This window comes from Listeria floridensis FSL S10-1187 (assembly GCF_000525875.1).
Taxonomy (GTDB): Bacteria; Bacillota; Bacilli; order Lactobacillales; family Listeriaceae; genus Listeria; species Listeria floridensis.
The window spans coordinates 1-17839 of record NZ_AODF01000040.1 but is presented as its reverse complement, the minus strand read 5'-3'; the positions used below and the strand labels follow the sequence as shown (position 1 = coordinate 17839).

The window sequence follows — 17839 nt, the reverse complement described above, 5'->3', positions numbered from 1 at the left end:
GCTGATTTCTTATTTCCCGGGAAATAAGCCCAAGCTCTTCAATCATTGGTACAAATTTAGCTGGCTGTTCCTTTAAAAGCCGTCCAACATCTGTGACCGCAGAACGAGTTTCACTTGGAATTCCTGTATCTGCAACGACCAAAAAATTTTTTTCTGAAAGTGAAGTGTTTCAAGCGCTTTGTTTTTTTGAAACCAAACTGGTTGACCAGTAACAACTGTCACTGCATCAACTCCACTTGGGTTACCATGAGCTATCCTTTCAGATTGATTAACAAATTTAAGTAATTTTTCATCCGTTAAATGTTTATTAAAATAGCGAAACAAAGCTCGAGTAATACTTGCAGCAACAGCCGCACTTGAACCTAAACCACGTCCAATTGGAACCTCGCTTATAACTCGTATCAAAATTGGCTCTTGACCTATTTCGCTAAGGATAGTTTCCGTCATTTCTTTAATTCCGACTAAAAAATCCGGCATATTTTCTAAATCACCTGTATAAAAAGCAGATGAAAATTTTTGTTTTTTTCTTTTGCAGATAAAACTTCTGTTTCAACAATTGCCTGTGAAAAAGGCACAGAAATTGCCGGCTCTCCGTACACAACAGAATGTTCTCCACATAAAATTAATTTAGCTGTTGCACTTGCTGTAGCCAATCTGCTCCATTCCTTCCTACAATTAGAATAAAGTTGTGACAATCCAAGGAGCTGCATAAAGCGTCATAAACAGAACACCAAAATTGATTCCAAGCCTGCTTAGTGCACCCGAAACAATCGCAACAAGCAAAACTCCCATCATATTTATAAAGCCGCCGTCCATGTAGCTAAGCATCATCACAAGCGCAATAAACAGACCAAGAATTGCTTCATGTGGAATATATTTAAATACAAAACGACAAATTTGTTGGGAATACTTCATGATAACATAATATGTCAGTCCAAGCCCGACTAGCGAACCGATGATCGTTGCAATAGCAAAGTCTGACATTGACAACAAATGATGCATATTCTTTTCAAGTGTAAAAACAGGCGGAGCATTAAAAAGCGGATTTGCAGGACCAATTGCAACTGGAGAAAGCGGAACGCCAAGTGCTATCAGCGGAATAAGAAGACCTGCCAAATAAGTTGAATGCGCAAGACCTTCCATACTAGCAAGTGCAATCTTTGCTTTCTTGATCGGATTTTTAACCCGACTAACAACTGCCTCACCGAATAAAACCGTCATTCCAACCGGACTCATAAAGAAAGTAAAACAGCCCGCAAGAGAAGTTCCAATCGTCGCCCAAGATTCTTGCTTCGTAAGTACGCGAAAGGGGTTAGGAAATCCTTTTTGCTTTCCGACATTTGCAATCGTAATTTCTCGTTTCCCTTGTTTCGGTAAATTCTCTCGATATTCCTTATTGAGTAGTGAAATCATGCTAAAAATCATCGGTCCGATCGTAATTCCTAGAAAAAATGAAATCGTAATCGTTTTCGTCTCTGGAACAGCACCAACACCCCAATACAAATAGCGCAGTCCTTCAATCAATAGTCCAAAAGGCAAAATTGCGAGCAGTGACAAAATCTTGTTTTTACTGACTAAGGCGAGAAAAATCGCGCCAATAAAGAATACCGGAGCCGCATATTGCGTAATAATTTCGGATAGCGGGGCAAGTAGCCCAGCAAGCAACAAGCTGATAGGAACTGCAATAATCGTTCCGATAGCTGCTCCAGAAGCCATTTTCCGTATCCCGATAACCGATTGACCGGCTTCTTTGAGTGTGAGCCCGTAAGGTACCATCGGCGAAGCCATAACCCCGCCTGGTGTACCAGCAACAGCAACAGGAACCGCATCAGTCAAATTAAGCGTCACAACAGCCGAAACAAAAAAGGCAAGGACAACCATCGGAGAAAGTCCAAGAAGAACAAGAGCAAGTGTCACAGGTGCGAGAACTGCCGTTTCATCCGTCCCAGGTGCAATCCCAATTACAGTATAAATGCCTGCTGCAAGTACAGAAGCAAGTATCATTTCAATCACAAGCTGAATTGTCATTCTTCATGATCCTCCGTTTCTTCCACCTCAGATAAAGTCCGTTTTGGCTTTATGAGCAGACTTGAAATGATAAAACCAAGCATTGCACCACCAAGACCAAAAAATAGCGGCATCGGAGCTTTATTGGGCGCGATAAAATAACCACCCATTGTAAAGACAATACAAATGACGATTGCCAAAATTAAATCCTTTATATTGACAAGATCAGACCAAATTTCAACATTTTGCTGATCTTCTTTAAATTTAGCCATTATCCTTCCTACTTTCTCTCTAAAATTAACATTTTTAAACCACCATTGATAATCATACTCATTTGAGCCGATTTTTTCAATCTAACTGCAAAAAAAAATTATACAAAAAAGAAGCACAAGATTCAGCTGCATTCCTAAACAGCCAAACCTGTGCTTCCTTCCAGATTAAATTTCGTCTTCTGGCCCTTCTTCAAAACTTTCGTCCGGAACCTCTGTTGTTAACACTTGAGAATCATCTTCATCTTCTAAGATTTCATCTTCTTCTTTAGGAACTTTTGCGACAGTTGCTACTTTTTCGTCCTCATCGAGCCTGATCAATTTGACACCCATCGTGCTCCGTCCCGTTTCCGAAACCGACTCAACCTCAAAGCGAATCAAGACACCATGAATGGTCATCAGCATGATATCTTCCTCACCAGAAACAGTTTTCATTGCAACAAGCGGTCCGTTCTTATCGGTGATCGAAACTGTCTTAACGCCCATTCCGCCGCGATTACGAAGCGGATATTGTTCCGCCGAAGTTTGTTTTCCATAACCGTTCTCAGTGACAATCAAGACATTTTGATCATCTTCCAAAATTTCCATCCCGATCACTTCATCATCCGCGCGAAGGCGAATTCCACGCACACCTGCAGCTGTGCGACCCATTACACGAATATTGTCTTCTGGGAAGTAGATCGATTGGCCTTCTTTTGTTGCGATAATCATGTTCTTATTGCCATCAGTCATTTGAACGGAGATAAGTTCATCATTTTCACGAAGTTCAACAGCACGAAGACCGCTTTGACGAATATTAGCAAATTGAGAAAGCGCTGAACGCTTCACAACACCATGTTTCGTTGCAAAGAATAGATAGGTATCGTCTGTAAACTCGCTCAAATTAATAACTGCATTGACTTGTTCCTGACTTTCAATCCCAAGCAGATTGATAATCGGAATACCCTTTGCTGTCCGACCATATTCCGGAATTTCATACCCCTTAGCACGATAAACTTTTCCGGTATTTGTAAAGAAGAGTAGCGTATCATGAGTACTCGTTGCAATCAAATGTTCAACAAAATCATCTTCATGCGTTGACATACCTTGAACACCACGTCCGCCGCGGCGCTGACTCCGATAAGTCGAAAGTGGCAAACGTTTAATATAGCCCTTTTTCGTAAGCGTAATCGCAACTTCTTCTTCCGGAATTAAATCTTCATCTTCAATGCTGACAAGATCTCCCGTTAAGATTTCTGTACGACGCTTATCGCTATATTTTTGCTTAATTTCTTCCAATTCCTCACGGATAACTTGTAAAATGCGTTCTTCATCCGCCAAGATAGCTTTTAATTCATTGATCAATTGGATCAAATTATTATATTCTTCTTCGATTTTTTCACGTTCTAACCCAGTTAAGCGTTGCAGACGCATATCGAGAATTGCTTGCGATTGCTTTTCAGAAAGCCCGAATTGTTCCATCAAACCTTCCTTTGCAATATCCGCTGTTTTTGAACCACGAATCAAACTGATCACGGCATCAATATTATCAAGTGCGATCCGCAAACCTTCTAAAATATGAGCACGCGCTTCTGCCTTACGAAGTTCAAACTCCGTTCTACGGCGAATAACTACTTTCTGGTGCTCAAGATAATAATAAAGAATTTGTTTTAAGTTAAGAACCTTCGGATGCTGATCAACGAGCGCAAGCATGTTAATACCAAATGTGGTTTGCAGAGCCGTCATCTTGTATAAATTATTTACGACGACGCTCGCACTAATATCACGACGAACTTCAATAACGATCCGCATTCCAGAACGGTCAGATTCATCGTTTAACTCAGTAATCCCATCAATTTTCTTTTCACGCGCAAGTTCAGCAATACGCTCAATTAAACGAGCCTTGTTTACTTGATAAGGAAGTTCCGTCACAATAATGGTTTCTTTACCATTGCTCTTCGTTTCAATATCAACACGAGCACGCACTGTAATAGAACCGCGTCCAGTTTCGTATGCACGTCTAATTCCGCTTCGCCCCATGATCATCCCAGCAGTAGGGAAGTCAGGACCAGGAATATATTCCATCAATTCGCGAATCGTGATATCCGGATTGTGACTGAGTGCAAGAACCCCATCAATAACTTCACCCAAGTGATGCGTTGGAATATTTGTCGCCATCCCAACTGCAATCCCTGAAGATCCATTTACAAGTAAATTCGGGAAGCGAGCCGGTAAAATATCCGGTTCTTTTTCCGAACCATCGTAGTTATCAACATAATTGATTGTGTCTTTATTAATATCGCGCAAAAGTTCCATCGAAATTTTTGACATCCGTGCTTCTGTGTAACGCATCGCCGCAGCCATATCTCCATCGACAGACCCAAAGTTCCCGTGTCCATCAACAAGCATATAGCGATAGCTAAAATCTTGCGCCATCCGTACCATGGTAAAATAAACAGCCGTATCACCATGCGGGTGATACTTCCCGATAACTTCCCCGACAATCCGAGCAGACTTTTTATAAGCCTTGTCAGATGTCATTCCAAGATCATTCATCGCATATAAAATCCGGCGGTGAACTGGCTTAAGACCATCTCGGACATCAGGAAGTGCACGGGCTACGATAACACTCATTGCATAATCAAGAAAAGATTTTCGCATTTCTTTATTTAAATTGACTTCTGTTGTTCGTTGATTCGGTGTTTCTGCCATAATAGCGAAACCTCCCTTTCCAATTCTAAAGCAAAATCCAATTGTTTATTTCCCGGGAAATAAATTAGATATCCAGATTTTTTACATATTGCGCATTTTCTTCAATGAATTTACGACGCGGTTCAACCCGATCTCCCATAAGCATCTCAAAGGTTTCATCCGCTTCAATTGCGTCATTGATGTTGACTTGAAGCAGTGTCCGGTTTTCTGGATTCATCGTTGTTTCCCATAATTGTTCCGGATTCATTTCTCCAAGACCTTTATAGCGCTGAATGGTATATTTCTCATCTCCAAGTTTCGCCAAATAGGCATCGAGCTGATCATCCGAATACACATATTCCACTTGTTTTCCATGCTTAATTTGGAAAAGAGGCGGTTGCGCGATATAAATATAGCCTGCGTCCACAAGCGGGCGCATATAACGATAAAATAGTGTTAGAAGAAGCGTCCGAATGTGTGCCCCATCAACATCCGCATCCGTCATGATAATCAGTTTATGGTAACGTGCTTTTGAAACATCAAAATCACCGCCAAAACCTGTTCCCATTGCAGTAAAAATCGTCCGAATTTCTTCATTCGCCAAAATTTTGTCGAGCCGTGCCTTTTCAACATTAAGGATTTTCCCTCGAATCGGTAAGATCGCTTGGAATAAACGATCACGACCTTGTTTAGCCGAACCTCCAGCCGAGTCTCCCTCAACAATATACAGTTCACTAATTTCCGGATTACGCGATGAGCAGTCCGCAAGTTTCCCTGGCAAATTTGAAATCTCAAGCCCGCTCTTCTTCCGAGCCACTTCACGCGCACGTTTTGCTGCCATGCGGGCACGCGATGCCATAACGCCTTTTTCAACAATTTTCTTGCTGACATCTGGATTTTCCATCATAAATTTGCTAAGTGCTTCTGAAAACAGCTTATCCGTAATCGAACGCGTTTCTGAATTTCCAAGTTTTGTCTTCGTTTGCCCTTCAAATTGCGGATCTGGATGTTTCACAGAAATAATGGCCGTCAAACCTTCCCTTACATCCTCGCCAGACAAGTTTTCATCACTATCTTTAAACAACTTGTTACGTCTTGCATAATCATTGATCACACGCGTTAAAGCTGTCTTAAAACCAGATTCATGCGTTCCGCCTTCATACGTGTGAATATTATTCGCAAACGAAATAATCGAGCTTGAAAAACCAGAGTTATATTGAATCGCAACCTCAACCATAATGCCATCGCGTTCGCCTTCAATATAAATCGGTTCCTCATGAATAACTTCTTTCGTACGGTTTAAGTGATCAACATAAGACTTAATGCCGCCTTCGTAATGGTATTCCTTTTTCACTTGATGTTCTTCGCGTTTATCTTCAATTGAAATCATCAAGCCACGGTTAAGAAATGCAAGCTCGCGAACTCGAGTACGTAAGATTTCATAATCAAATTCAACGGTTTCCGTAAAAATCTCAGGATCTGGCTTAAAATGTACAATCGTTCCGCGATAATCTGTTGTTCCTTGATTTTCAAGATCCATCGAAACATTTCCGCGTTCAAAGCGTTGATAATATTTTTGTCCTTCTCGGTAAACATATACTTCAAGCTCTGTTGAAAGAGCATTTACAACGGAAGCACCAACCCCGTGAAGACCTCCAGATACTTTATAACCGCCTCCGCCGAATTTACCTCCAGCATGAAGAACAGTAAAAATAACTTCAATTGTTGGACGACCGACTTTTTCATTGATACCAGTTGGCATTCCGCGTCCATTATCTTGAACAGTAATACTATTATCTGCTTCAATCGTGATTTCAATTTCCGTGCAAAATCCCGCTAAAGCTTCATCAATTGAATTATCAACTATTTCCCACACTAAATGGTGAAGTCCACGTTGACTTGTTGAACCAATATACATGCCTGGCCGTTTTCTTACCGCTTCTAACCCTTCGAGAACTTGAATTTGATCGTCGCCATAATCTGAAGCATTTTCATGTACATTTGTAATATTTTCTTCTGACATCTAAGCTTCACCGCACTTTCTATTTTTCTAAAAATATATCAACCTAAAACTAGGATTTTTTTACGTGACCTTGTTCTACCAAATAGGTCGTTGCTTGTTTAAGCGTTTCGTGCTGAATACCACTAACACTCGTCGTTGTAACAAACGTCTGCACTTTCCCAGAAATTGTTTCAAGCAAATGTGATTGCCTGTAATCGTCAAGTTCGCTCAGGACGTCGTCAAGAAGGAGCAAAGGATATTCTTTCGTTTCTTCGTGTATCAAATCAATTTCGGCTAGCTTGACTGATAAAGCAGTCGTACGCTGTTGCCCTTGTGATCCGAACACCTGCACATTTTGCCCATTAACATAAAATAGAGAATCATCCCGATGCGGTCCAATCAACGTAACGCCTCGATCGATTTCTCTTTGACGAATGGTTTTCATTTTTTCTAGCAAAGCTTGAACATTATCCGTTTCTTTTTCGAGCAAAACAGAAGGTTTATAGTCAATCTTGAGCGTTTCCAGTCCACGTGAAATATCATGGTGAATGGGAGCAGCATATGTTTCAAGCTTCTCAATAAAAGCAAGCCGCCGTTCAGTCAATTTAACAGCTACTTCTGCAAATTGCTCATCCAAAATCCCAAGCATCACTTCATCGTACTTCTTTTTCATTTTAGCCGTCTTTAAATATTGGTTACGCTGATGCAAAATACGTTGAAATACACTAAGATCATGCAAATAAACCGGCTGCATCTGCCCAATTTCCATATTGAGAAAACGTCGCCTCACTCCTGGTGCACCTTTTACAAGCGTTAAATCTTCTGGAGCAAACATAACCACATTCAGATGGCCGACATATTGGCTTAATTTTTTCTGTTCAAGATGATTTACTTTTGCTTTTTTTTCCTTGTTGTGTAATTGTAAGTTCAAGCGGAAGTTCTTGACCATGTTTTTCAATGCGTCCTTCGATTTTGGCTTCTTGTTTATCCCATCCGATAAAATCCTTATCATTTGTTGTTCGATGTGATTTTGCAAGAGAGAGCATTAAAATGGCTTCAAGCAAGTTTGTTTTTCCTTGAGCGTTCTCCCCGAGAAATACATTGATTGAAGAATCGAAATCAAGCGTGAGTTCTTCGTAATTACGAAAATTTTTAAGTGTTAATTGTTTTAATTTCATGAGCGAGAATTAAGATTGTTCAATCTTAACTTTTCCTTTTCCAGGAATAAGAACGACATCGCCATTGCGTAATTTTCTGCCACGACGGTTATCTTGCTCCCCATTAATATAAATCGGATGTTCACTTAAAAAAGCTTTCGCCATTCCGCCTGTTGCTACTACATCAAGCATCTGCAAGAGCTGTCCCAGTGTTACAAATTCACGATCTATCGATACGATATTAGCCAAAATCTCACACCCAATCTATTTTATCACTAACTCTTATTTTACTAAATTTCGAGAAGAATTACAAAGATTATTTTCTTAAAACCCGTTTTCAGCTTTTTTTACTAAAAATAGTGGGGGGATATTATTTAGTCCAAAAATTAAAATTAAGCCCATTCTGATCGTTTTATAAAAAAACCTGCCGTTTTCGACAGGTTAATTTTTAATGACAGCTTTCTTTTTCCAACTTCCAGACCTGTAACGGATTAAACCGAGTGCAGTTGCTGTGACCCAAGCCACAGGAGTTGCCCACCAAAGACCAGTATAACCCATCACTTTTGCAAGCATAAATCCGATTGCAAGACGGGAGACAAGTTCAAAAATCCCCATCATTAGCGGTACGATTGCATCTCCGGTCCCGCGGAGCGTTTCCCTTACAACAAAAAGTATTCCTACTACGACATAAAATAGCGAAACAATTAAGAGGTAGCTCATTCCGACTTCAATGACATGTTGCTCATTTTTATCGACGAACAGCAAGAGAAACTGCTTAGCGAACAGCTGGACTAGAATTGTGATCACGATACTTGTAATCGTCACCACTTTAAGACCCGCATAAAGACCTTGTTTGACGCGAGCAAGTTTTCCGGCACCGACGTTTTGAGCGGCAAATGTGGAAGAAGCTGCGCCAAATGCGATACCCGGCTGGTAGGTGAGTGAATCAATTCTGCTGGCGGCTGTGTAAGCCGCCACAACGGTTGCTCCGAAGCCGTTAATTAAACTTTGAAGTGCCATATTTCCAATCGAGATAAAGGAACCTTGTAGTCCGGATGGGAGTCCGATGCGAATCATTTCTTTTAAAAGAGAAGGGTGGATTTTCATGCGACTCCATTCGATGCGCATGAAGGGAACATGGCGGTAAGCGTAAAGCATGCAGAGCACAGCAGCGATGATTTGGGAACAAACGGTTGCAAAGGCCGCTCCTTGGACGCCAAAGGGTAAAAAGACCACGAAAATAAAATCAAGAATAATATTGACGATAGAAGAAAAAACTAGGAATAAAAGCGGGGTGATTGAGTTGCCAAGTGCCCGCAATATGGCTGCTGTACCGTTATAAAGGCTCATTGGGAGTATGCCCCAAAATAAGGTGGTTAAAAAGGTCACTGAATCGTCCATAATATTGGCTGGGGTTTTAAGTAAAAGTAGCAATGGTTTGGCGGTAACAAGTCCAATTATGGTAAAGATGATACCAGCGATAAACACGGAAATTGAAGCGGTTGCAATGACATCTTTTAACTTATTGTAGTCTTTGTAGCCGAAATACTGCGCGACGACAACAGCAATTCCGCTCATTAGGCCAATGATAAGCGACAACATGAAAAAGTTGATTGCGCCAGTTGCTCCGACGGCTGCGAGTGCGTCTACACTGACGAATTTTCCAACGATGACGGCATCAATCATGGTATAAAGCTGTTGAACGAGATTGCCAAGTAACATCGGAAGGGCAAAATAAAAAATTAATTTGGTTGGACTTCCTTTTGTCATATCTTTCATCAAAACAACTTTCACCTCAACTTCATCTGGACAATCGAAAAGCCCACCATTTGGCGAGCTTTTTCAAAAAATTAATAGGTTCTTACTGGTGTAATCAGCTGTAAAATTTCGTTCGGATTTGAAGCATCGCGCGGTCGGAGTACAAATGGCCGCATAGTGCCGGCAAATGAGATTTGGATATCATCGCCTTCAAATGCGCGAAGCGCGTCCATCATATATTTGCCGTTGAAGGAAATTTTTAAGTCTTCACCTGTGAAACTTTGGCTGAATAGTTTTTCGGAAACATTCCCGATTTCAGGGGAATTGGAAGAAACTTCTACTTGGCCGTTTTCAAGCGTAGTCAACTTAATTACGTTGTTGCGATTTTCGCGAGCGAGTAGGGAAGCACGGTCTATCGCTTGTAAAAAAGCTTTCGCATTTATAATTAGTTCGGATTTAGTTTCTGTTGGGATTAAACGCGATGTATCAGGATAACTTCCTTCGAGCAAACGCGAGTAAAAAAGTAAATCTTTTAGTTTAAACAAAATTTGGTTATTCGCGAGAACCATTTCGATGGAATCGGTCGCTTCATCCAAAATTTTATTGAGTTCGGATAAGCTTTTTCCTGGAATAACGATATTGTATTCTTCGCCTTCAGCTGACTCGATTGGAATTTCGCGTAGCGCAAGTCTGTGACTATCGGTTGCTACAGCTGTCAAATGGCTGTTTTTGATGATCCAGTTTACACCCGTTAAGACCGGACGAACCTCGATAGCTGAAACTGCGAACACAGTTTGGCGGATGATATTTTTTAGGATATGGATGGGCAGACGAATTTGTTTGCCATCTGTTACTTCCGGAAGTTTCGGATATTCCTGTACATCCAGCCCATTTAGCGTAAAGAACGCTTGTCCAGAACGAATAGTCGTTTGGTTATTGGTTGTGACTTCAATTTCAACGTTCTTATCAGGTAAGCGTCTGACAATGTCGCCAAAGTATTTAGATTGTAAAACGATTCCTCCGAAGTTTTCAACCTCAACGATGACTTCATCTTCTTCAATAAGTGGAATGAAGGCTTCGATTGAAATATCGGAATCACTTCCGGTTAAGGTAACACCTTCGTCATTTACGACTATTTTAATACCCGTTAAAATTGGAATCGTTGTTCTAGATGAAATAGCTCTGGTTACTTCATTAACTGCTTGGATCAAGCGATCGCGATCAATGACAAATTTCATGAAAATCCCCCGTCCTTTTTTTGGAGTTCTTTAATTAATTAATAAAAAAATCGTAGTAATAGTAATAGGGCTTGTGGATTTGTGGATAAGTGAGTAAAGCTCTCTAGGTTAAAAGTTTTCCACATGTGTATAACTTGTGAATAACTAGGGTTCAGATATCCACATATGCACATTTAATTTTTGCGTAAATTCTTTTCGATTTCTTGGATATCGTTTTTCAAGACTTGATCGCTTTTCAGCATTTGCGAAATTTTTTCATGAGCATGAATGACTGTCGTGTGATCCCGTCCTCCAAACTCATCACCAATTTTAGGGAGCGAAGCGTCTGTTAGTTCACGGGAAAGATACATCGCAATTTGGCGCGGAAAGGCAATACTTTTCGTCCGTTTTTTTTGCTTTAAAGTCTTCCAATTTTACATGGAAATATTCGCCGACAGCTTCTTGAATACTGCTAATTGTTATGACGGCTGATTTTGAGTTAGGAATGATATCCTTTAGCGCCTCGGCAGCAAGTCCGGCGGTAATATCTTTGTTCACAAGTGATGAATATGCAACGACGCGGATAAGTGCGCCTTCCAGTTCACGAATATTCGAGTCGATTTGGTTGGCAATATAAAGCATAACTTCATTTGGGATGTCGAGTCCGTCTGCTTTAGCTTTTTTACGCAAAATCGCAATCCGTGTTTCGAGATCTGGCGGAGTGATATCGGTTATAAGTCCCCATTCAAACCTAGAACGTAAACGATCTTCAAGTGTTGGAATTTCTTTTGGCGGTCGGTCACTGGAAATGATGATTTGTTTCTGTTCATCATAGAGGGTATTAAAAGTATGGAAAAATTCTTCCTGTGTTCCTTCTTTTCCAGCTAAAAATTGAATATCATCAATCAAAAGAACGTCAACGTTTCGATATTTTGTTCTGAACTCTTCTGTTTTGTTATCACGGATTGAGCTGATAAATTCATTAGTGAATTTTTCACTGGAAAGATACATCACTTTAGCGTTTTCTTTATGCTGTTGCACATAATGACCGACAGCATGCATTAAGTGGGTTTTTCCTAGTCCTACTCCTCCATAGATAAATAGCGGGTTATAAGCTTTTGCCGGAGCTTCTGCTACAGCTAGGGAAGCAGCGTGGGCAAAACGGTTACCGGAACCAATAACGAATGTATCGAAGACGTATCTTGGATTCAGCATATGTTTAGAATTGTCCGGATCATTTTCATCTGGAACTATTTGATTTTGTTGAATCGGCTTGTAATCGAAATTCTCTTCTTGCTCGCCATCAATGAAACGAACATCATAAGAAGTTCCCGTTACTTCCTTCAAAATATTAGCTATAAATTGTGTATAGCTTTTTTCAAGCCAATCTCGAACAAAATTGTTTGGGGCTGAAATAATAAATGTACCATCTTCAAGCGAATGTGCAGTAGTAGATTTCATCCAAGTATCGTAGCTTGGTTTGCTCATATTTTTTTGAACGATTTCCAGTGTATCAGCCCAAATCTTTTCGATCGATTGCAAAAAACTCCCCCCTTTACGAAAATAGTATTTTTGAGGAAGAAAAATAACAGGGACGTTTGTAAGTTATCCACATGAAAATAAAAACAGTGGATAAAGATATCCTGACCCTGTTAAGAAAATATCCACAACCTTGTAAAGTAATGTGGATAACTTTAGTTTTCCCCAACGTATTTTCTGTTCAACATCTGATATCTTATCAAAAAAAATGCTTTGATATCAAGGACTTTCAAAAAATATCCACGAAAATATCCACTTGTTGAAAAAAGTTGTCCACAATCTGTGTAGTTGTGTATAACTTGTGATTATCCAGTTAGTAAATCTAGAGATATAAAAAAATTATCCACACCCCTAATTGTGGATATTGTGGATAACTATGAAGGATGTTTTTTATTTATCCACAACTCAAATTATGCTAAAATTAATCGTCAGCTTTATATAGGAAGATAGAAAGGGATGAATGACAAGTGAGATTTCAGCGTTTAATTAATAGTCCCACCTTAGAATTTTATCGTGTGAATGAAAAAGACCTTTATGACCCTGCATTTGGATACCTCCTAATCTATGACAAGCGAGAACCGGCGGAATTGAAAGACTTTACGGTTTTTTAACAACAGCCATATTGAAAAAGAAATTTTTGACAAAAGTATTAAGGACAATCATATTTATGCAATGTTTTTTCACTTTACGGATTTGGAACTTGAAAGTGAGATACCAAAGTTTTCAGAAGTGATTCGATTTATTGAGGATTTACTTTTGATTACGGAAGCAAGTCACTATGTGGATAATTATTTGATTGATAAAGATCTGGAAAGAACTGGACCCATTCAATATGAAAAGATTGGTCAATTTGCCAAGTCTCTCGTTGCGATTTCAAAAAGAGAAATTGCAGTTCCGTTTACCGACCGAAAAAATTATCTTCATTTATCGCAATAAAGGGTTTTTTTGGCTCGTAAAATATGGTATGATTATGAACGGAGTTTTCTCGTGCGCTATTGACAAATAACGTTAATTTACGTACAATATTTAAGACTGTCTGATAGATTTAAATCGATTGGACCCAGATAATGGGAGGTGTTACAAATGAAAAGAACATATCAACCAAGTAAACGTAAAAGAAAAAAAAGTACATGGTTTCCGTACACGTATGAGTTCAAAAAACGGCCGCAGAGTTTTAGCAGCACGTCGTCGTAAAGGAAGAAAAGTATTATCTGCGTAGACCACTGAAAAGGCTCAGTGGTTTTTTTATTGGAATTCTTGTGGCTTTTTTCCTAAGAATTCCAATAAACTGGGCAGGAAATACGGGGTTCTTGTCTGTTTCAACTTAGTTGAATTGAATGGTACGTGAGAAGAATAGGAGACTAGCAATGAAAAAGGAATATCGAATCAAAAAAAATGATGATTTTCAGAAGGTTTTTAAGAAAGGGAAGTCATTTGCCAATCGCCAATTTGTCGTGTATAAATTAAGGAGAGAAGACGAAACACATTTTAGGATCGGTCTTTCTGTTAGTAAGAAAATCGGAAATGCGGTTTGTAGAAATCGTATTAAACGCTGTATTAGACAGACGTTTCACGAGCTGGAGCAAGAAATCGATCAAAAAAATGATTATATTATCATCGCCCGAAAACCGGCGGCCAATATGGATTTTCATGAAATTAAGAAAAGCTTGATACACGTTTTGAAAATCGGAAAAGTGCTTCAAAAGACGAAAACAAGCCCTTCAAAATGAATGAGAATTTAAAAAAAGGCGGAATTGGAGGTAACACTTTTTGAAAAAAGAAAAAAGAACATGAGGAAAAAGCTCCTTGTGGTAGGCCTTGTCATTGCTCTTGTAGCAATACTTTCCGGATGCGGTTATTCAACTGATCCGATCACGAAAGATTCGCCAGGATTTTGGAGTCATTATATTGTCTTTCCATTATCTTGGGTCATTACTTGGTTTGCAGATTTATTTGGCGGGAACTATGCAGTTGGGATTATTATCGTTACGATTATTATTCGATTGATTATTATGCCGCTTATGATCAAGCAAATTAAGAGTCAAAAAAGAAATGATGAAAGTCCAACCGATGCTAAAAGAGTTACAAACGAAATATGCATCAAAGGATAATGAAACGAAACAAAAATTGCAGCAGGAAACGATGAGGCTTTATCAAGAGCACAATATTAATCCAATGATGGGCTGCTTGCCTCTGATTATTCAGATGCCGATTTTGATTGGCTTCTATCAGGCTATCAGCCGCACAGCTGAAATTAAGTCGGATACTTTCCTCTGGATGACCCTTGGAAATCCGGATCCATTCTATATCTTGCCGATTATAGCTGCGCTTACAACTTTCTTATCGTCGAAAATTTCGATGATGGGTCAAACTCAGCAAAACCGTGCAATGAGTATGATGATCTACTTGATGCCGGTCATGATTTTATTTATGGGGATTACACTTCCATCTGCACTTGCATTATACTGGATTATTGGGAACATTTTCACCGTCTTCCAAACACTTTTAATCAACAATCCTTTCAAAAACAAACGCGAACAAGAAGCACTAGCAGCTGCTGAAGCAGAAGAAGCTCGCCTTAAGAAGAAAGCTGCGAACATGAAAGCTTCGAAAAAGGGAGGTAAGAAAAGAAAGTGAGAGATATTACTGCACAGGGACAAACTGTTGAAGAAGCTATCCAAAATGGTCTGAAAGAATTGAAGCTCGAGCCGGAACAGGTTGAAGTTGAAATTATGGATGAAGGCAAAAAAGGTATTTTTGGAATAGGTTCACGTCTAGCCATGGTCAAAGTGATCGAAAAAGAAAATGGCGTTCAAATTGCGACAGACTACATCCAAGATATTGCTGAAAAAATGGGCGCTAAAATTTCCATCGAGGTAAAAGAAGAAGGAAAAGACACGTTTATTCAAATTTCAGGGGAGAATTTAGGTGTATTGATCGGAAAACATGGTCAAACTTTAAATTCGCTGCAATATTTAACGCAACTGATTGCAAACAAACGGACGGAACAGTTCAGAAATATCTTTATCAATGTCGGTGATTATCGTGAACGCCGCTATGAAACACTCTCTGGACTTGCTGAAAAAATGGCTGGAAAAGCGCTAAAAACAAGAAGCGCTGTTCATCTTGAACCGATGCCATCGTTTGAAAGAAAGATTATCCATGCAATTCTTAGTGAAAATAAAAAGATTGAGACACACTCGGAAGGGCGCGATCCTTACCGTTATGTGGTCATTAAACCAGCAAGATAACGAATAAAAAAGACAGTGCCTAATGGGTACTGTCTTTTTTATTTAAACGAAAAGCACTGGAAGTTCAGTTTGATAGGGGTCGGGATGATTTGATGGAATAGAGCTGACTTTTAACTTGCCGTCTGCAGAAAGTTCGGCTTTTGAAAGTAGATTTCCATAGACACATCCAGTATCAAGATGAACTTTGTTTTGAATGCGAAAAGAGTTTTGAGCTGCAACATGACCGAAAAAGTGATAAGGGTACTGCGAATTTGCTTCATTTTGAAGGAAGAGAAGCTGTTCCTCAGTTGGTTTTGAACGATCTAGATGGAAGTTACGCATTTTGCGAAGTGATTTATGATCAAGTTTACCCAGGTATTTTGCTTTACACGGGGCATGGGTAGCATAAAAAGAGGCTTGTTTTTTCGAAATGACGCGATAAAAAGGAGCAGAAAGCTCTACTAATTGATTGAACTTTTGGTGGAGTACTGAATCCGCTTGGAGCTTTGGGATAGAATCGAAAAATTTTGATACAATTTCGGCATCAGCGTTTTTGATTTTTCCTTGTAGATAGTTGTAAACAAAAGATTCATGGTTGCCGAGAATGAAATAAAAATGAGTTTGATTTAAGAAAAGAAATTCAATCATTTCTGCTGTATTTTCTCCTTTATCAATAAAATCACCTAAAAGGATAAATTGGTTTTCGGAGGGAGGCCTTTCTGTAATTAAACCGGATGAATCCATTTGAAAGCCGCTTTTTTTTTAATAACTGTTTTAGTTCATCTAAGCATTCATGTGTGTCGCCGATAATATGATAGTTTTTTTTCTGGTGGTAGTAAATATCTTTTTAGCTCTTGACTATTTGTTTCGACTGAAAGATGGGGATCGGAAGCTGATATTTGATGAATAATCGAATAGTCAGCAGTATCATGCGACTGCGGTATTTGATCGACGAAAACTGCTGCAATTTTATAGTGATTCTTTTTAGCAATTTGTTGAATTATTCTGTTGTGTTTTTCCACCATATTAGCTGGCATGTCGAGTAAAATATAATCGGCAGCATTTGGAAACAAACTTGCTGCATCAAGTTCTACCTCGAAAGATTGCATGTCAATTTCAGTACGGTTGAAGAATCGACTAGAAGTATGATAGTTTTTCGCAGGTTCATCATCTTGTAAAGCTGGCAGAAAAGATTTCTGAATAAATGAAGAGTTGCTGCCGAAAAATAAAATAATTGTATGTAGGTTTAATGAGATTTGCAACTTAAATCTCTCCTTTCGATGTCGATGTTTCACGTGAAACAAACGAAAAGAGAACGGTTTATAGACCGCTCTCTGACTTATGTTAAGAGCTATTGATTTAAAACTAGCTGGTAAATTGATATCAAGAATAATTATATGTGCTGTATAATGAATTTTCAAGTAAGGAAAACAAAATGAGATTTTAATCTGGCTTCTGATAGGGCCGTGGAATGCTGGTATTTGGCGGAGGAAGAAAAAGGGATAGATTTTTGGTAGGTGATTTTACCGGTTAGATACATTAAACTTTATGAAAACCTCAAATGCTTACTTTCAGGGTTTGTATGTATATGTATTAGATAAATCGCTCTTTCTTTTTTTGTTTTATGCTACACTAAAAATGCGAAAATAGAATACAACAAAGAGGTGAGTGTGCAGCATGAAAGAGGTAGATTATAGCGAAGGTGATTTTGATCGTGTGCATGACAGTATCGGGAACTTGATCGGGAAAGGTGTCTGGGGGAAGGGTGCGATTGATGAGCTGAAAAAGGTATCAGAGAACTTGGATGAAGCGGAGGAAGACATTCGGAACTTGGATCGTGATGGTGCGATTTCATTCAGCCATACAAGTTCAGAGAAAGAACTGCAAGAGCTGTTTGAGGATTTTGAGGTGCTGCACCAGTTTTCTGAGCGGGTGGATGAACTTGTTCATACGAAAATTGATCGGCCGTTTTTTTGAAGATCTTGGATCG

General features: G+C 39.3%; 16 protein-coding genes and 4 pseudogenes. 7 read left to right on the top strand and 13 right to left on the bottom strand.

What is annotated here, in order from left to right; translation table 11 throughout:
* Positions 1–72: 72 nt before the first annotated feature.
* The 11 genes and pseudogenes from MFLO_RS16625 to dnaA form a co-directional block, all read right to left on the bottom strand.
* A complete protein-coding gene (locus MFLO_RS16625; protein ID WP_051993669.1) occupies positions 73–477 on the bottom strand; it encodes a mevalonate kinase family protein in 405 nt (134 codons plus the stop codon).
* A 5-nt stretch (positions 478–482) separates the two neighbouring features.
* A complete protein-coding gene (locus tag MFLO_RS16620; RefSeq protein ID WP_241433665.1) occupies positions 483–653 on the bottom strand; it encodes a hypothetical protein in 171 nt (56 codons plus the stop codon).
* A 22-nt stretch (positions 654–675) separates the two neighbouring features.
* Positions 676–2028 (bottom strand): tripartite tricarboxylate transporter permease, encoded by a 1353-nt coding sequence (locus MFLO_RS12790; protein WP_036098409.1) that lies wholly within the window; start codon positions 2026–2028, stop codon positions 676–678.
* The gene (locus tag MFLO_RS12785) at positions 2025–2279 is read right to left on the bottom strand and encodes a hypothetical protein (protein ID WP_036098408.1); all 255 of its coding nucleotides are present in this window, start codon (positions 2277–2279) and stop codon (positions 2025–2027) included. Before MFLO_RS12785 ends, MFLO_RS12790 begins: the two co-directional genes overlap by 4 nt.
* 165 nt (positions 2280–2444) lie before the next feature.
* Positions 2445–4967: a DNA gyrase subunit A gene (gene gyrA / locus MFLO_RS12780; protein ID WP_036098406.1), complete on the bottom strand. Its 2523-nt coding sequence runs from the start codon at positions 4965–4967 to the stop codon at positions 2445–2447.
* Positions 4968–5031: 64 nt separating this feature from the next.
* Complete coding sequence (gyrB, locus tag MFLO_RS12775) at positions 5032–6969, bottom strand: DNA topoisomerase (ATP-hydrolyzing) subunit B (RefSeq protein WP_051993668.1); 1938 nt, start codon at positions 6967–6969, stop codon at positions 5032–5034.
* Between the two features lie 49 nt (positions 6970–7018).
* Positions 7019–8126, bottom strand: a pseudogene (recF, locus tag MFLO_RS12770) (DNA replication/repair protein RecF).
* Positions 8127–8135: 9 nt separating this feature from the next.
* Positions 8136–8297, bottom strand: a complete 162-nt coding sequence (locus MFLO_RS12765) for an RNA-binding S4 domain-containing protein (RefSeq protein WP_420912540.1) — start codon at positions 8295–8297, stop codon at positions 8136–8138.
* A gap of 249 nt (positions 8298–8546) precedes the next feature.
* Complete coding sequence (locus MFLO_RS12760; RefSeq protein WP_036098411.1) at positions 8547–9887, bottom strand: MATE family efflux transporter; 1341 nt, start codon at positions 9885–9887, stop codon at positions 8547–8549.
* A gap of 68 nt (positions 9888–9955) precedes the next feature.
* Positions 9956–11101 carry a DNA polymerase III subunit beta gene (gene dnaN, locus MFLO_RS12755; protein ID WP_036098404.1) on the bottom strand — a complete coding sequence of 382 codons (1146 nt, stop codon included), beginning with the start codon at positions 11099–11101 and terminating at the stop codon, positions 9956–9958.
* A gap of 173 nt (positions 11102–11274) precedes the next feature.
* Positions 11275–12622, bottom strand: a pseudogene (gene dnaA / locus MFLO_RS12750) (chromosomal replication initiator protein DnaA).
* A 464-nt stretch (positions 12623–13086) separates the two neighbouring features.
* Between dnaA and MFLO_RS16615 the strand changes: the two are divergent.
* The 6 genes and pseudogenes from MFLO_RS16615 to jag all read left to right on the top strand — a co-directional run bounded on the left by MFLO_RS16615 (position 13087) and on the right by jag (position 15870).
* Positions 13087–13230, top strand: coding sequence for a hypothetical protein (locus MFLO_RS16615; RefSeq protein ID WP_241433664.1), 144 nt, complete (start codon positions 13087–13089; stop codon positions 13228–13230).
* A gap of 61 nt (positions 13231–13291) precedes the next feature.
* Positions 13292–13555 carry a hypothetical protein gene (locus MFLO_RS16610; protein ID WP_241433663.1) on the top strand — a complete coding sequence of 88 codons (264 nt, stop codon included), beginning with the start codon at positions 13292–13294 and terminating at the stop codon, positions 13553–13555.
* Positions 13556–13702: 147 nt separating this feature from the next.
* Positions 13703–13838, top strand: a pseudogene (gene rpmH / locus MFLO_RS15205) (50S ribosomal protein L34).
* 148 nt (positions 13839–13986) lie between these two features.
* Positions 13987–14349 carry a ribonuclease P protein component gene (rnpA, locus tag MFLO_RS12740; protein WP_036098403.1) on the top strand — a complete coding sequence of 121 codons (363 nt, stop codon included), beginning with the start codon at positions 13987–13989 and terminating at the stop codon, positions 14347–14349.
* Positions 14350–14409: 60 nt separating this feature from the next.
* Positions 14410–15256, top strand: a pseudogene (yidC, locus tag MFLO_RS12735) (membrane protein insertase YidC).
* Entirely contained in the window at positions 15253–15870 is a 618-nt protein-coding gene (jag, locus tag MFLO_RS12730; protein ID WP_036098402.1) for an RNA-binding cell elongation regulator Jag/EloR, read from the top strand. The pseudogene yidC and the gene jag overlap by 4 nt, the downstream one beginning before the upstream one ends.
* 42 nt (positions 15871–15912) lie before the next feature.
* Here jag and MFLO_RS12725 read toward each other — a convergent pair whose 3' ends face one another.
* Both MFLO_RS12725 and MFLO_RS14855 read right to left on the bottom strand, forming a co-directional pair.
* Positions 15913–16593 carry a metallophosphoesterase gene (locus MFLO_RS12725; RefSeq protein WP_051993667.1) on the bottom strand — a complete coding sequence of 227 codons (681 nt, stop codon included), beginning with the start codon at positions 16591–16593 and terminating at the stop codon, positions 15913–15915.
* A gap of 47 nt (positions 16594–16640) precedes the next feature.
* Positions 16641–17111 carry a hypothetical protein gene (locus tag MFLO_RS14855; protein WP_051993666.1) on the bottom strand — a complete coding sequence of 157 codons (471 nt, stop codon included), beginning with the start codon at positions 17109–17111 and terminating at the stop codon, positions 16641–16643.
* A gap of 415 nt (positions 17112–17526) precedes the next feature.
* Between MFLO_RS14855 and MFLO_RS12720 the strand changes: the two genes are divergently transcribed.
* Entirely contained in the window at positions 17527–17826 is a 300-nt protein-coding gene (locus tag MFLO_RS12720; RefSeq protein ID WP_036098401.1) for a hypothetical protein, read from the top strand.
* Positions 17827–17839 lie beyond the last annotated feature (13 nt).

What these genes read in the sequence shown, in the direction of transcription:
- MFLO_RS12785 (WP_036098408.1), bottom strand. Translation starts at nt 2,279, where the DNA reads ATGGCTAAATTTAAAGAAGATCAGCAAAATGTTGAAATTTGGTCTGAT.
- MFLO_RS16625 (WP_051993669.1), bottom strand. Translation starts at nt 477, where the DNA reads ATGCCGGATTTTTTAGTCGGAATTAAAGAAATGACGGAAACTATCCTT.
- rnpA (WP_036098403.1), top strand. Translation starts at nt 13,987, where the DNA reads ATGAAAAAGGAATATCGAATCAAAAAAAATGATGATTTTCAGAAGGTT.
- dnaN (WP_036098404.1), bottom strand. Translation starts at nt 11,101, where the DNA reads ATGAAATTTGTCATTGATCGCGATCGCTTGATCCAAGCAGTTAATGAA.
- gyrA (WP_036098406.1), bottom strand. Translation starts at nt 4,967, where the DNA reads ATGGCAGAAACACCGAATCAACGAACAACAGAAGTCAATTTAAATAAA.
- MFLO_RS12720 (WP_036098401.1), top strand. Translation starts at nt 17,527, where the DNA reads ATGAAAGAGGTAGATTATAGCGAAGGTGATTTTGATCGTGTGCATGAC.
- MFLO_RS12790 (WP_036098409.1), bottom strand. Translation starts at nt 2,028, where the DNA reads ATGACAATTCAGCTTGTGATTGAAATGATACTTGCTTCTGTACTTGCA.
- MFLO_RS16610 (WP_241433663.1), top strand. Translation starts at nt 13,292, where the DNA reads ATGTTTTTTCACTTTACGGATTTGGAACTTGAAAGTGAGATACCAAAG.
- MFLO_RS12725 (WP_051993667.1), bottom strand. Translation starts at nt 16,593, where the DNA reads ATGGATTCATCCGGTTTAATTACAGAAAGGCCTCCCTCCGAAAACCAA.
- MFLO_RS12765 (WP_420912540.1), bottom strand. Translation starts at nt 8,297, where the DNA reads ATGCTTGATGTAGTAGCAACAGGCGGAATGGCGAAAGCTTTTTTAAGT.
- gyrB (WP_051993668.1), bottom strand. Translation starts at nt 6,969, where the DNA reads ATGTCAGAAGAAAATATTACAAATGTACATGAAAATGCTTCAGATTAT.